The following is a 14,099-nucleotide window of genomic DNA, read 5'->3' as shown; positions in this document are numbered from 1 at the left end:
GACCGCCCCCTATTCCCAATCCGGCATCAGGTGGCGATGCGTTTTCAGGTTCAATTCTTCCCACTGCTGCACCGGCACACCCTGAGTGGTTTGCGTTTGTGAGGTGAGATAGATATCGACACGGCGATTCAGCCCCATCGAAAAATCATTAGTGCCCATCAGCAATGGCGCGGCTTCGCCTTCGGCACTTTGGGACAGTTGTTGTGGTTTGATATCCAGGCCGATCAGTGCATCCTTTACCGCTTTAACCCGCGCCTGCGCCAGATCCTGATTGTGCACCTCGCTGCCGTCGTTATCGGTGTAACCATGCAAGCGCCATTGCGCCTGTGCACTGCTGTTGCTGACCCACCACTGCAGCTGTTGCAGATAGGTAGGCTGAATTTCGGTGCTGTCGATATCAAAATAAACGCTGATCAGTGCGACCAGCGGCTGACTGGCATCCTGGTATGGCTGATTGCAGCCGGTTTGTTGAGCGACACTGATAAACTGCTGCCGCAACAGGCGCAATTCGTGCTGAAACGCCACCAGATCGTGTCCGGCATCGGCCAATAAACCGCCATCTATCTGCCTGCGTACACGGTGACTCATTAAAAACAAACGCTTCACGCTGGCTGGCAAACAGGTTTTGGCACCCTGCAAGCTCAACACGTCCAGTTGAGCCTGCAGAATCTCCAGCTGACTCTGCTGATGCGCTTTGGTTTCTGAAACCGTTGCCGCCGGCAGATAGTAGTTTTGCGGCACATAACGCTCCGCATCGCCACCCACGCCTTTTTCCGGCCACTGAGCACAAGAACTCAGCAGAACCGCGGTTAAACCTGAAATTGCTGCTGCGCGAATAGCCATGATCAGCTCCCCTGCAGCGTTGCGCCGGAAAGACCCGTCAGATCGTCAATGCTGGCATGAGCCGGAATGCTCTGATCAATGCGCAGCAACCGCACCAGTTTCAGCGGCTGATTGCACAACCCCACCATGTGCAGCGAAAGACGCTTGGCCTTCAGCCGCTTAAAGGTAAATACCAGTGCACCGACGCCGGATGAATCCATAAAGTTCACATCCGTCATATCGAACACCACATCACTCTGGGCGTTAACCGCCAGAGTATCGAAATCGCTGCGTAATTCCTGAACCGTCTCCACATCCATACAGCCGTGCAGCGTTACTACCTGATAACCGTTAATGTTTTCCGATATCATTTTCATAATGGCTTCCTCCAGTTGATAGGCTTGATATCGCAAGGCGTGTGCCACATATGAAAACACTTTAAATTCAATAACTTAGGATTTTTTGGAAGGTATTACGAAGAACTGCGTTTGCAAAATGCAACGCAGTTTGGAATGGAAAGGCTATCGGTATTGGTTTTACCTGAGGGGAACTTAATCGAACGATTCTACATACGCGATGTACTCTGATGGCAGCATAAAGGTCCAGCCTTCGCTGATCAGAAAATCGATGATCTGGCTGTATTCGTCGAAGTGCCCGTCAACGAAGGAATTTCAGTTATCGGTCTCTGCTTTAATAATGGCTATTTTAATAATGGCTATTTTCATATCAGCATCGTCATCCGTTTGCTCGGTGATAATGATTTCAGTGTCTGAGACTTCTTCACTTCCGGTAGCAACTGTTTCATATTCCGTTTCGCTGTTGTCTTAGTCTTCAGTAACCGTTGCCGTACTGGTATCACTGCCGCTGACATAGCAGCTTGCCTCGCCCCAGGTCCCGCTGTAGGTACCTTTTAAGCCAAAGGTGGTTGACTCACCGGCATCCAGATTACCGTTATAGCTGGCATTGACGGCTGTAGCAATGTCACCATCGAGGGTGACTTCCGAGCCCCAGTAGTTATTGACAGTTACATCGGTTGCACCTAACTGCACCTGCACCTGCCAATCTTCGATGGATGAATCAGAATTATTGGTCACTTCAATGTTGTTCAATACAAAGCCCGTAGACCAAACGTTTTCACTGCCGATCACACAGCTCAATTGCGTGCTGGAATCAGAGGGTTCGGTTGTACCGTCGTCGATGTCATCCGGATTACTAATGGTGACCGTCACCGAATCTGAAGCGGTCGCTTCGCCATCATCAACAACCAGCGAGAACACGTATTCGCCAGTCGTTTCAGCATAGAACTGGGCCAGAGCTGAACTTGTATTTTCCAGGCTAACTTCAGTTCCGGAAGTCTGGCTCCAGCTGTAGGTTAATTCATCGCCATCCGGGTCACTGGAGGATGAGCCATCGAGTACGACCTGGCTGGCTGTCTCGGCACTGATATCACTGCCGGCATCAGCAACCGGAGTTTGGTTGTCACTGTATTCATCGTAACCTTCCGGTACCTCTTCAATAACCAGGCTGTTGTACCAGTTACCCTCCGCAGGGTCGCGAACGTTGTCCCAGGCATAAATATTTTCAGAACCCGAATTAGCGACCAGAACTTCTACATCGTCTTCATCCATATAAAAAACGTTGTCGTGCACGTATATATCGTGTGCTGTGTACTCAGCATCTACGCCAGCACTGGTACGCGGAACGATCATAATAGCGCGGGATATATTTTCATTCGCATCCTGATAGAAGGTGTTGTAGCGAATAATGGTGTCGTAACCTTTAATATCGATGTGGCTGTCGGCAAAGTTGTTTCCGGAAATACCCGAGCCGTAAATGGTGCTGTATTCCACAATATTGTTGTAAGCACCCTCTTTAATATCAAAGGGTTCAGCCGTAATTTCCGGGCCGATAATACTGTTCGTAATCAGGTTATCGTGTACATCACGATGATAATACAAACCGCTTTCACCGGTGTTTACACCGTCGCCTTCCCACCAGACTGAGTTATCTGAACCAATATAAATACCTTCACCGTAGCCATCGTCATTTTTACCGACGTCATGGATATTGATGCCATCAATCGTGTTATAGGAAGAACCATCGAGGATATGCAAACCTTCCTGACCCATGTTGTAGATTTCAACATTGTTAATTTCACTGTAGTCAGAGTTTGCCAACATAATGCCTTTCGCACCTTCGGTGACCGCTATGTCTTCGATCACCCAGTAGTCACCTGTGACATAAAGGGTGTAGCCCGATTCGCTCCAGCCAGCGCCGGAAAGCACAGCGGGGTCGTAGTCGTACTGGCTTTTCAGGGTAATGGGTGCATCTGCTGTACCGTCAGCTTCGGCCCGGTAATACCAGCTGCGGTTTACGGTGCCACCGTTACCCGTTGCGATAGCGCCGGTGGTGGTACTCGCTTGGTATGTGCCGCCAGCCAATAGAATGGTGTCACCCGCCTCAACGCTTGCTAAGGCATCGGTAAGCTCATCGGCACTAGACACATAAAAGGTTTCCGCCGCAGACAGGCAGGCTGAAAACAGCATCACAGACGCCGAAATTAATCGCAGACAATTCTGACCGTTCATGTTGTAACGCCCTCGTTAAAATTAAAATGAAATTTATTTGGAAAATGTCATGGCTAAAAAGCTGTACGGCGATTTCAACTTGATACGTGAAGGCTATTCTAGAGTTTGTTTTTTATATTTTTGGCCGCCAACCTCACAATATAGGACCTGATATTTATTCCTATACAGAACACATAGAAGTTTCTTCAATAGTTTAGATAAGATTCACATCAGCCTGAATGCCCCTTTTATTTATTTTCGACGTGCGGTCAAGCCCGGTTTAAAAGTAAAAAACCGGCGCGTTAACAGCACCGGCATTCCTTTTAGCAAAGATTACGAGCCCCAGACACAACAGCCATCACTGCCCGCGCCCGGCCACCATCACCCACACCGTTTTAAAGGCCACATGCACATCGGCCTTCAGCCAGCGCAGCGGGTTGCTCAGGGTGAGCGCATAGGCATGATCATAGAGCAGCTTGTTTTTGACATCGTCCAGACAGGTATCGTAACCCTGATTCACCTGCGCCAGACCGGTAATACCCGGTGGTACAAAGTAGGTACGCTCGGCATAAAACGGCAGTGCGCGGTTGAGGTCACGGGCGATGCCCGGGCGCTCCGGACGCGGGCCAATCAGGCTCATATCGCCCTTGAGCACATTAAACAGCTGCGGCAGTTCATCGAGGCGTGTTTTACGCAAAAAGTTGCCAATGCGGGTAATGCGCGGGTCGTTGTTGGCCGCCCAGACCGCGCCACTTTTGGCTTCAGCATCGGTCACCATGGTGCGGAATTTAATCATGTGGAACAGCTCGGTTTTATCCGGCATGGCTCGGCCGATGCGCAGCTGCCTGAAGAATACCGGCCCTTTGCTTTCCAGTTTAATGGCCAGTGCAATCAGCGGCCAAAGCGGCAAGGTGAACAGCAGTGCGGCACCTGCCACGACGACATCCGTAAAGCGCTTGGCCACAAAGGTGCTGCGCGAATAGCCATACTCCTCCAGGCTTTGACCATCGGCACGCGCCCAGGCAGTGAAGGTTTCCGGGTTAATAATGTAGCGCACAGCCCCGAGACCACTGGCCACATACGCACTCACCAGATAGTAAGCAACATTCACCAGGCGCGGCCAGCTGAAATCGGGGAAGAAGTGGCGCATGGTAAGCACACTGTAGCCGACCGTTTGCACCATCGCCGCCAGCTCGATCAGTGGGTTCTGTACCGGGTTAAACAGCGACGCCAGCCATAAAACCAGCAGGATGAACGGCATAAAGACGCGCATCCACTTGCCGGAGGCAAAGTTCCAGGCCGACCAGCCGTATTTAGGATGCAACAGGTCAACCAGGCGCATCGCCTGCTGGAAATTACCGGCCGCAATGCGCTGGCGACGGTTGAAATCCTGCTCGTTGCTGGCGCATTCCAGCTCAACTGCGATCATCTCGGTATCGTACACACAGCGCTTTCCGCTGCGGCAGATGCTCATCGGCAGAATGAAATCGTCATTGATGGTATCTGCCGCCAGAGGCTTAAATGATTCTGCATGGAACGCATAGAGCGCACCGTGCGCGCCCAATGTGGAGCCCAGCAGGCTTTCGGTGTGCTTCATCTGCGTCTGGTACTGCCAGTAGCGGTCTTCGCCTTCGCTGCCAGGCTGCAGAAACTTGTAAGTTGCGCAGACCACGCCAATGGAATCATCGGCCAGCAAGCCGGCGGCACGCTTTAAGGCATCAATCGAAACCAGCGCCGAGGTATCACTCAGCACAACAACACCGTGGCTGACCTTGCGCATGGCGGCATTGATGGCGGCTACCTTACCGCCGTTACGCGGCTGCACCAGCAGCTGAAAGTCTTTACCGGCGAACTCGTCTGTAGACAGCGTTGAGCTGATTTTGCGGACGGTATCGTCGCTGGAACCATCATCAACCAGCAGCACGCGCAGCTTGTCTTCCGGGTAATCCAGAAACTGCAGGTTATAGAGCTTATCCACCACCGTTTCCGACTCGTTATAGCAAGGTACAATCACCGTAACCGGCGGTAAATCCTGATCGGCCAATGACTTAGGTTGCGCCGGTGTCGCCTTAATTTTCGAGGCCACCAATTTCATGATTAACGGGTAAACAAGGTGGTGATAAACCACCAGTGCCAAAGCAGAAAACCAAATAATGCTGAACAGGTTCATGATGCTGTCCTCCAGTTGGACTGAGATGCCATTTTCGCAACGGCGGAATATTCTTTAACCATTTTGCGTACGTCGTACTGTTGTTCGATAAAGGTTCGCGGCTGAGGGTACTGAGGCCGCATAAAGGCATTGGCCACTGCGGTAATCAGTTTTGCTTCGTTATCCAGCGGTACCCAGTAACCGGTCTTCGGGCAAACCGTTTCACGCGCACCGCCGACATCCGTCACCACCGCCGGGATATTGCACGCCTGCGCCTCCAACGGAGAAAGCGGCAAGCCTTCAAAGTCGGAGGTTAAACAGAACACATCCAGCGAGCGGTAGAACTCCGGCATGTCATCTATGGCGCCCAGGAAATGAACGCGGTCTGCCACCTTCAGGCTGTAAGCGAGCTCAACCAGTTGTTGCTTGGTATCGCCACTGCCGGCCAGAGCCAGATGCACATGTGCAGGAAACTTCTTGATCAGGTGGATTAACCGGTGCTGGCCTTTTACTTCATGCAAGCGAGCGGCACAGCCGATCAACTGTTTATCGACAGGTAAGCCCAGGTGCTCGCGTGCCTGCTGCTGATTACCCGGGCAAAAACGCTGGGTATCGATGCCGTTATAGATCACTTCGGTTGAAACACCCGGCAGTTGGGTTTTAATCTGGTCCGCCACCATGCCGGCATCAGCCACCAGGCAAGGCTTAAACGAACGGAAACAAAAGCCGGCCAACTTACGGTGGCGCGGGTTCTGTAAGTGCCAGGCATCATGCTCGGTGTGCACCCACTGCTGAACGCCGGCAAGGCGCGCGGCCACGCCGCCGTACAGCATCGGGCCGATGTGATGGGTATGAACCCGCTCAACATTATTGCGGCGCAGCAACCGGTGCAGTTCCCAAAAGGTTTTCAGCTGCCAGCCCGGCTGTTTGTTTAAAAACGCCAGCTGATCACGAAACTCCTTCAGCCGCGGCCAGCGGGCCAGTGCTTCTGTCTCGGTACCTTCCAGGCTGACGATCAGCGCCTTCTTGCCCTGCTCGGCAAAGCGGGCCAGATCCAGCACCATGGTTTCTATGCCGCCCGGTTGCAGGTGCTGCACTATCTGAACATGCGTTACTGCGGTGGTTGATTGTTTTCCCATTGCTAAGTGCCCTCTTTTATTCAACTGCAACTGAGGTTTGCAGTGCCGCCTCAGAAACGCGTGGCAGCCTTGTCAGTACCGGCATGCCTGTCAGTTTTTCCAGTTCGTCTTTGCGGTAAACACGGGTATTGGAAACCTCCAGTACCAGCGCGATGCCGGCCCCCAATGCCAGGCCGCCAAACAACCCGCCGATCACATAAAGGATGGTGCTCGGGTTAATGGGTGTGCCGGGAACAAAGGGTTGGTCGATCACCTTCACGCGGTCGCTTTTTTCGTAACGGCCCAACGCGCCGGTCACCTTGGCCAGCTCGTAGCGCTTCAAAAAATCGTTATAGAGCGTTTGTTTGGTTTGAATATCGCGCTCCAGCTCAATCAGTTGCTGCTCGATCTCCGCGTACGACTCCAGCTTTACGCCCAGATCGGCGATGACAAATTCCAGCTGGGCGATCTCTTGCTCCAGCTGACGTTCGTCGGCACTGGCCGCTTCCAGAGATTCCAGCTGGCTGACCAGCAACGGACGGACGCTGCCGGCATTGCTGTCCAGGCTCAGTTCACTGGCCAGGTGCCAGAGTTGCTGAATATCCAGGTTGGTCAGCTGATTGGTGCTCGCCAGCACCGCATCGCGCTCGATCTGCAGTTGGGTAATCTCCCGCTGCAGCGACACAACGCGCGAATGAGCGCCGGTGTAGCGGGTTTTCAGCATCGACAGGTCCGCACGCAGGCGCACCAGATTTTCTTCAATTTTGGACAGCATGGGGTTGGTCTTTAGCAGCTGGGTTTTCAGTGAATCGGTTTTCGCTTTCGCACCGGCCAGCAAGGTTTGTTTTTCCCGCAGCGAATCTTCAGCGGCACGCATCTGCTGCACATCAAACTGATACTGGTTAGGCAGGCGTGCTGAGTTCTTGCCTTTAAACGCCGCCAGTTTCTTTTCGGCACTGACCAGAGAATTCTGTTGAATGGCGAGCTGATCGGCCAGAAAGGTTTCCGAGGCGTTCACCGAGCTGCGCTCCGGCGCCAGCAGGTTTTCCAGAAAGTGCTTGGCAACCACCTCCAGTACGTGCGCCATTTCCACCGGGTTTGAGCTGCGGTAGCTGAGCTTAATCATATCGGAGCCGATCAACTGCACCGCCAGACCCTGCGACAGCACCCACACTTCATGCGAGGCATGGTCATCTTCCGGGCTTTCAATCCGGCCCAGCTCTTCGGCAACTTCCAGCAGCATATGGCGGCTGTGCAGCAGAGCTTTTAGGCCGGCAATCCGTTCTTTCAGCTGAGTGGATACCGAAAAATCCTGCAGAAAGGGGTTCAGCTTGGTGGTTTCCTGAATCAGCACGGTGGTGTGGCTGATATAGCGCTTTGGCGTGACCTGGCTGAGCAAAAACGCCAGCACCGGCAGTACCAATGCCGGCACCACCAACAAATAACGGTGACGCCAGGCAGCAAAGAGAATGCTGTGAACGTTTTTGTAAAAGGCTTGTTTAGCGGCCATGCTGCACCCCGGCCGCGTTTCGGAACAGAATCTCCGGGCCGGTGAAAGCCGTTTTCAGCTCCACCTCTACGGCAAAGCCCTGTTGCTTCGCCTGCTCGATCAGCGGCTGAATATTGCGCCAGCCGGCAAACAGCAACTGGCTGTCGGGCTCTTCCGGCGGCAGGCAAATACAAGCCAGTAGCTGGCGGGATTGCTGACGGTTGAGCCACTGGGTAAATTCGCTGTTATCGGCTTCCTGTGCCAGCCAGGCCCAGCGGAATTCGTTGACCTCCGGTTGCGTTACCTGCACCTGAGCCAATTGAATATCCGCCAAACTAACAGATTGATGCGCGCAGCCAGACAGCAACAAGGCTGTAAGTACGCTGATCAGGTAAGTTGGCTTTGGCATGATGAATCCTTAAATTCCGGTTTATGCCAAAACCATTACAAGGGGTGTGCCAAAGATTTAATGCTTTAAAATCAATCAGTTACGAACATCAGCAAAAGACGCGATTGCAATTTGCGAATGCTAATCAGCAAATATTCTTAAATTGCTAATACTCAGGGTCGCTGCCTCAGGTTCCGCAGAAGGTCTGGTAACCAACATCGCCATCTTCCGGCAAGCTCTGAAACTTCGCGGTATGTTCGGTTTCGATGTACGGCGAACGCAACACCTGCAGGAATTGCTCAACGGCTGTATTGGTCAGGCTCGCCTCACACTCTGCGAGCACTGCCTCGACATGATGATTGCGCGGTATTACCAGAGGGTTGGCGGCACGCATCAGCGCCCGCGATTGCTGCAGGCTTTCCCGGTTATCGCCCAGCCGTTGCTGCCAGCGATTCTGCCAGCCTTGCAGTACTGAGGGCAGGCTCTCTGGCTGTTCCGTCAGCGCGGCAAAGATTTGGCAGTAATCCAGCCGATGCTGTTGCATAAGCTCAAGCAGCCCGGCCAACAAAGCTGAATCGCCTTCCTGTTCATCAATTAAGCCGAGCTTTCGCCGGTACATGGCCAGGTAGTGCTGATCAAAGCGTTGCTGGAAGCTGTCGATCACAGTCTGAAACTGAGCGGTTTGCTCAGCTGAGGAATCCAGTGCCATCAGGGCTTCGGCCAACCGCGCCATATTCCAGTGAACAATTCTGGCCTGATTGCCAAGGGCATAACGGCCCTGTTCGTCTATTGAGCTGAAGACGGTTTTCGGGTCATAAACACCCATCATCGCGCACGGCCCGAAATCGATCGTTTCACCACTGATGGCGGTGTTGTCGGTATTCATCACACCGTGAATAAATCCAATGCGCAGCCATTCACACACCAGATGGATCTGGCGCTGCATCACCTCACTCAGGAACTGTACCGCGCGGTCATCAGCGCGGGCATCCAGATGTGGGTAATGGCGAGCGATGGCGTAATCGAGCAGCTGACTCAGCGAGGTTGCATCCCCGCGGGAGGCGAAGTATTCAAAGGTACCAACGCGAATATGGCTGGACGCAACACGGGTCACCACGGCGCCGGGGTTGACCCGTTCGCGGTATACCGGCTCACCGGTGGTCACCACACAGAGCGCCCGCGTGGTGGGTACGCCCAGCGCATGCAGCGCCTCGCTCATGATAAATTCCCGAACCGCAGGCTTCAAAGCGCAGCGGCCATCGCCACGACGCGAAAACAGGGTTTGGCCCGAGCCTTTCAACTGCAGTTCGAGCAGGCGGCCATCACGGGTACTCAGCTCACCGAGCAAATGCGCGCGGCCATCACCGAGCTGCGGATTAAAATAGCCAAACTGATGCCCGGCATAGGCCAGCGCGACCGGCTCGGCCGTACCGGGCACTTCGGCACCGGAGAAGTACCGTGCCGCCAAGCTTGCATCGTGCGAAAGCGCCGCTAAACCGAGCGACTCTGCCAAGGGTGCATTCCAGAGTAACAGCTGCGGTTGTGCGGGCGATTGTGGCCGTGCAGTCTGATAAAACGCCGGCCCTAAGTTTTTGTAGCTATGACTGAAGTTCATTTGGCCTCTGCGCTGTGGCTGCTTGTTTAGGTTCCGGCACTCAGCATAGTGCCCACAGCGTGAATTTCACGACAAAGTTTTACCATCGAGTATCGCCTTTTCGAATGATTCGAGCTGCGAGTGGTTGTTCATCAGCCGCTGCATATCTGCTCGGATGCCATAGGCACGCGACTGCCAGCTTTCATTGCTCATGCGATTCTGGCGCAGTGCTCTGGCCTGCAGGGTATCGGTGTATTCCAGGTGCTCCAGCGCCAGTGCCGCGCTTTCACCGCACTGCACGATTTTAACGAGGTCGCGGTAAGGATCTAAGGCAGGGAAATCGGTGGTGATCACCGGCGTACCACTGGCCAGGTATTCGCGCAGCTTTAACGGGTTGCAGGCATGAATTTGCGGGCAATCTTTAAACGGCAAGATGGCCGCCTGCCAGTGCTGCAGATAGGCCGGTAATTCATCGTGGCTTTTCGCCGGCAGTAACTGGATATTCGGTTGTGCCTCCAGCCTGCTGACATCGGTCAGCCTTGGGCCAATCAGCATCAGCTGCCAATCCGGCAGGCGCTGGGCAATCTGCAGCAGCAAATCCTGATCGATCCAATCTGCCAGCGCGCCATAAAAACCAAGCGTTGGCTTGTCTTTTCTCAGTTCAGCAGGCTTCAGGTTGGGCTCAGAAAACTTTTGCAGATTTACACCGTGCTCGACAACGCTGACCCGATGCTTTACTACACTGAATTTTTCTTTCAGATATGGGCTCGCCACCCAGATATGAGCGGCCTGATTGATCAGGTAATCCTCAAAGGGCTTTACCCGCGCATGGTCAACACCGGCCAGCGCTTCAAAATCGTCACCGCAATAGTAAAACCAGCCGTTTTCCGAGAATGCGCCCTGGTACTCAATCGCATTGGGCAAAGACGTCCAAACCCATACCTGATCACCCTTCTTTACATGTTTAGAGATTTGCGCGGAGAGCAGTTTACGGTTCAGCCAGCGCAGCAACCGCGATTTAGATAACGGTATAACGAGAGGTTTAACCACGGGGAACGGAGCCGGCGTATCACTTTCCGTTGCCTGGCCAGCTTTCAGCCGGGCAACCACCTTTTGCCAGAGCCGGCTCAGGTCTTTCGCCGAGAATGTAGGCCGACGCATGCCAATCGAGTTTACCCAGATTACCTCGATATCCTGACCGATATAGGGCATCAGGTGCTGCGTGCTGCTCGGGTGCGATGCCCAGTCTTCGCCAAATACAATTAACTTAGTCATCCGCTCTGCCCTCTTCCGCTGTTGTTTTTGTTATCGGTCTCAATACTTTCGCCGGTACACCGCCGGCCACCACGTTGGCCGGAATATCTTTGGTAACCACGCTGCCAGCGGCGATGATGCTGTTTTCTCCAATGGTGACACCGGCTATAACCGTGACCCCTGTGGCCAGCCAGACATTATTCTTAAGCACAATATCGCCCACCTGGTCATCGGTTTCGGGCTGGCCGGCAATGCGCCCGGCCGGGTCTTCCGGGTGCCCGGGAAAGCCCGCCAGATAACAGCGACCGGCAATACGAACGTTGTCTTCCAAGATTACCGTGCGGCCTGCGGCGATGGTGGATTGCCAGCCGATATCAACATTAGCGCCAATGCGGCACACCGGTGCCTGAGCACTGCTGCGGCCAAAGAAGCTGCTGATTCCACTGATCCGCGAACCTTCACCAATACTCAGCTGCAAACCACCGCTTAACTGCGGCATACCGCTGTATAACTGCAAACGCCTGGGCGCAGCCGCAAGCTGGCTTTTAAACAGAGGGGTGAAATAGCACTGTTGCACCAGTTGCTGGCAGCCTTGGCGAACCGCGTGATGGATCACCCATAACGGCTTATGAATAACAGCAACTGTCGGTAGTTGCCCATAGCGCGCCAGCTCAACGGTTTTACGGGCAGCCCGCGCCCACCAGGCTGGGCTGTGCTTCAGTGTTTGGCGCAAAGAGTGGTACTGGTTGGCCTGGGTCATCACGTCCTCCGGTTTAATGTCTGTTTGCCTGAGAATGGCAAGTGTCGCGCCAATCGCAGTGAATAGCGCGGATAGGCCCGTATGACGCGGCTTTGGTCATATTCGGATCAGTACTTCAAAATGCCAACCTGGCGTGTGCAGTTGGCAATTTGATTTGCAAAATGAAAATGCCAAACCGGATACAACACCCGAAAAAACCGCTAAGCCATTGTTTTTAATATGTTTTCTATACCCGGCACAGCCACTGCAATAACTCCTGCAAACACAACTTGCTGGAGAGTGGAGATGGACAGCATCACCGTAGTATTCGACAAACAACTCAAATCCGTCAGCTATGAACAGAACGGCGGCGATAGCGCCACGGCGAGTGCCGGCGTCAGTAAATGGCAACAGCACGGCTGCACCATTATTTGCTGGGGTGATCCGGCCTGCACTCAGGAAGACGCCACTCTGATCCGCAAACTGCTGAAGGGTGATTCACCCCACGCCTGGGGCCGCAGCTGGCTGATGATTGACCACTTCCACTGCTCGGTAAAAATGGGCATCGACACCCTGGGTTTATTCCCAATCTGGCAGATCGATTTACAGGACAAGGTCGTGTTCAGCAATCAACGAACCAGCGTCAGTGAGCTGCTATCGACGCCGAAAGCCAACCCGCAGGCCATGCGGTCACTGGTTGCACTGGGCCAGCTTTTTGATCAGCAAACCCTGTGGCAACAGGTGAGCTACCACGGCGCGGGCAGCTCTATGGTCTTCGGTGCCAATGGCCAAACCAACCACCAGCAGCAGAGCAAACCGTTGTTGAGCAACTGGCAAACCAACTTTAATGATGCACTGGACGCTTTCGTTGAAGCGGTGCGACTGAGCTTCGAGCAGGATGACCGGCCGCTGGTTTCCCTCAGCGGTGGTCTGGATTCACGCCTGATTCTGGCGGCGGCAACAGCCCTGGGTAAAAAGCCGGCAGCCTTAACCTACGGTGCCCGCAACAGTGGCGACTACCAGATTGCCCGGCAGCTTGCCGATGTTGCCAACATTCCGCTGTTTACCGGAAGCCAGGAAAGTCAAAACTGGGATTGGCAGACCTACCGCCGCATCGCACATCTGGGCGGTGGCGAGGTACCGGTTCACCATGCCCACGCGGTGCTCAGTGAGAGCCTGCTGCAGCAAACCGAAAACAGAACCCTGATTACCGGCACCGGCGCTGAAACCGTGCGCGCGTTTTATTACGACCGCGGCATGCCGGGCTACAGCCTTTTGGGCCGGGCTTCGCTGCATGAACAGATGATGCCACGGGCAAAGTCTTACATTGAGCAGGAGTTCATGAAAACGGCGCAACCTTTCTTCAATTTTGCACCGCAGTACAAAGATGAGCTGATGGCTCTGCTGACAGAAAAAATTAACCAGCATGCCGATGCCTTTGCAACGCCAGCTATGTATCTGGATAACTTTTACCTGCAACAGCGCGTTAGCCGCATGGTCGCCAGCGGTCAGCAGTTGCTCGATAAACACTACCTGCGCAGCCACCCGTTCCTGAACAAAGATGCGCTGTTCTACATGGCGCACCTGCCGGTGCAATACAAGCTGGGCAGCAGCTTCCATCGCAAGGCCATTAAAAAGCTGTCACCGAAACTTGCCGAGGTCACCTGGGATAAAACCAACCAGCCACTGGCCAAAGGGCTGCCCTTTGCCACCCGCTACCCGGCGCTTGCCAGCCGTTTTGGCAAAGACAGCTGGGGCAAGGCCGGCGAGGTTATATTCAACTACTCAACGCTCTTGAAAACCGTACCGGATACCGTGTTGCAAAAATGCCTGACCGAAATGCAATGCCTGCCGGAAGAATCTGCACGACAGCAGTGGTCTGCCATTCGCAACCACCTGCCGACCGTGAGCTTCAGTGCGGTGTGGTCGCAGATGGATAACCAGCCATCGCGCAGCCTTTCTAAATCAGCCTAAGGAGC

The 14,099-nt window shown here is 53.9% G+C and carries 11 protein-coding genes; 1 reads left to right on the top strand and 10 read right to left on the bottom strand.

Features of this window, described 5'->3' with window-relative positions; genetic code table 11:
* Positions 1 to 9: 9 nt before the first annotated feature.
* From BCF53_RS04455 to BCF53_RS19520, 10 genes are all read right to left on the bottom strand, one after another.
* Positions 10 to 843: an OmpA family protein gene (locus BCF53_RS04455; protein ID WP_132700312.1), complete on the bottom strand. Its 834-nt coding sequence runs from the start codon at positions 841 to 843 to the stop codon at positions 10 to 12.
* A gap of 2 nt (positions 844 to 845) precedes the next feature.
* Entirely contained in the window at positions 846 to 1,199 is a 354-nt protein-coding gene (locus BCF53_RS04450) for an STAS domain-containing protein (RefSeq protein ID WP_132700311.1), read from the bottom strand.
* Positions 1,200 to 1,646: 447 nt separating this feature from the next.
* Positions 1,647 to 3,410, bottom strand: coding sequence for a PKD domain-containing protein (locus BCF53_RS04445; protein WP_132700310.1), 1,764 nt, complete (start codon positions 3,408 to 3,410; stop codon positions 1,647 to 1,649).
* A 337-nt stretch (positions 3,411 to 3,747) separates the two neighbouring features.
* The gene (locus BCF53_RS04440) at positions 3,748 to 5,559 is read right to left on the bottom strand and encodes a sugar transferase (protein WP_132700309.1); all 1,812 of its coding nucleotides are present in this window, start codon (positions 5,557 to 5,559) and stop codon (positions 3,748 to 3,750) included.
* A complete protein-coding gene (locus BCF53_RS04435; RefSeq protein WP_132700308.1) occupies positions 5,556 to 6,677 on the bottom strand; it encodes a glycosyltransferase in 1,122 nt (373 codons plus the stop codon). Before BCF53_RS04435 ends, BCF53_RS04440 begins: the two co-directional genes overlap by 4 nt.
* Positions 6,678 to 6,693: 16 nt before the next feature.
* The gene (locus BCF53_RS04430; protein WP_132700307.1) at positions 6,694 to 8,166 is read right to left on the bottom strand and encodes a GumC family protein; all 1,473 of its coding nucleotides are present in this window, start codon (positions 8,164 to 8,166) and stop codon (positions 6,694 to 6,696) included.
* The gene (locus tag BCF53_RS04425) at positions 8,156 to 8,554 is read right to left on the bottom strand and encodes a hypothetical protein (protein WP_132700306.1); all 399 of its coding nucleotides are present in this window, start codon (positions 8,552 to 8,554) and stop codon (positions 8,156 to 8,158) included. Before BCF53_RS04425 ends, BCF53_RS04430 begins: the two co-directional genes overlap by 11 nt.
* A gap of 166 nt (positions 8,555 to 8,720) precedes the next feature.
* On the bottom strand, positions 8,721 to 10,148 hold the full coding sequence (locus tag BCF53_RS04420) for a protein adenylyltransferase SelO (protein WP_132700305.1): 1,428 nt from the start codon (positions 10,146 to 10,148) through the stop codon (positions 8,721 to 8,723).
* Between the two features lie 66 nt (positions 10,149 to 10,214).
* Positions 10,215 to 11,402, bottom strand: a complete 1,188-nt coding sequence (locus BCF53_RS04415; RefSeq protein ID WP_132700304.1) for a glycosyltransferase — start codon at positions 11,400 to 11,402, stop codon at positions 10,215 to 10,217.
* Positions 11,395 to 12,141, bottom strand: coding sequence for an acyltransferase (locus BCF53_RS19520; RefSeq protein ID WP_132700303.1), 747 nt, complete (start codon positions 12,139 to 12,141; stop codon positions 11,395 to 11,397). The genes BCF53_RS04415 and BCF53_RS19520 overlap by 8 nt, the downstream gene beginning before the upstream one ends.
* Positions 12,142 to 12,426: 285 nt before the next feature.
* Here BCF53_RS19520 and BCF53_RS04405 point away from each other — a divergent pair, with 285 nt between their 5' ends.
* Positions 12,427 to 14,094 carry an asparagine synthase-related protein gene (locus tag BCF53_RS04405; RefSeq protein WP_165901806.1) on the top strand — a complete coding sequence of 556 codons (1,668 nt, stop codon included), beginning with the start codon at positions 12,427 to 12,429 and terminating at the stop codon, positions 14,092 to 14,094.
* Positions 14,095 to 14,099: the final 5 nt, after the last annotated feature.

The organism is Reinekea marinisedimentorum (assembly GCF_004341165.1).
Taxonomy (GTDB): domain Bacteria; phylum Pseudomonadota; class Gammaproteobacteria; order Pseudomonadales; family Natronospirillaceae; genus Reinekea; species Reinekea marinisedimentorum.
This window is presented reverse-complemented; position numbering and strand designations above follow the sequence as displayed.

Bases quoted from the DNA above. Each gene is read 5' to 3' on its own strand.
- BCF53_RS04405 (WP_165901806.1), top strand. From the start codon at position 12,427: ATGGACAGCATCACCGTAGTATTCGACAAACAACTCAAATCCGTCAGC.
- BCF53_RS19520 (WP_132700303.1), bottom strand. From the start codon at position 12,141: ATGACCCAGGCCAACCAGTACCACTCTTTGCGCCAAACACTGAAGCAC.
- BCF53_RS04455 (WP_132700312.1), bottom strand. From the start codon at position 843: ATGGCTATTCGCGCAGCAGCAATTTCAGGTTTAACCGCGGTTCTGCTG.
- BCF53_RS04425 (WP_132700306.1), bottom strand. From the start codon at position 8,554: ATGCCAAAGCCAACTTACCTGATCAGCGTACTTACAGCCTTGTTGCTG.
- BCF53_RS04420 (WP_132700305.1), bottom strand. From the start codon at position 10,148: ATGAACTTCAGTCATAGCTACAAAAACTTAGGGCCGGCGTTTTATCAG.
- BCF53_RS04430 (WP_132700307.1), bottom strand. From the start codon at position 8,166: ATGGCCGCTAAACAAGCCTTTTACAAAAACGTTCACAGCATTCTCTTT.
- BCF53_RS04415 (WP_132700304.1), bottom strand. From the start codon at position 11,402: ATGACTAAGTTAATTGTATTTGGCGAAGACTGGGCATCGCACCCGAGC.
- BCF53_RS04450 (WP_132700311.1), bottom strand. From the start codon at position 1,199: ATGAAAATGATATCGGAAAACATTAACGGTTATCAGGTAGTAACGCTG.
- BCF53_RS04440 (WP_132700309.1), bottom strand. From the start codon at position 5,559: ATGAACCTGTTCAGCATTATTTGGTTTTCTGCTTTGGCACTGGTGGTT.
- BCF53_RS04445 (WP_132700310.1), bottom strand. From the start codon at position 3,410: ATGAACGGTCAGAATTGTCTGCGATTAATTTCGGCGTCTGTGATGCTG.
- BCF53_RS04435 (WP_132700308.1), bottom strand. From the start codon at position 6,677: ATGGGAAAACAATCAACCACCGCAGTAACGCATGTTCAGATAGTGCAG.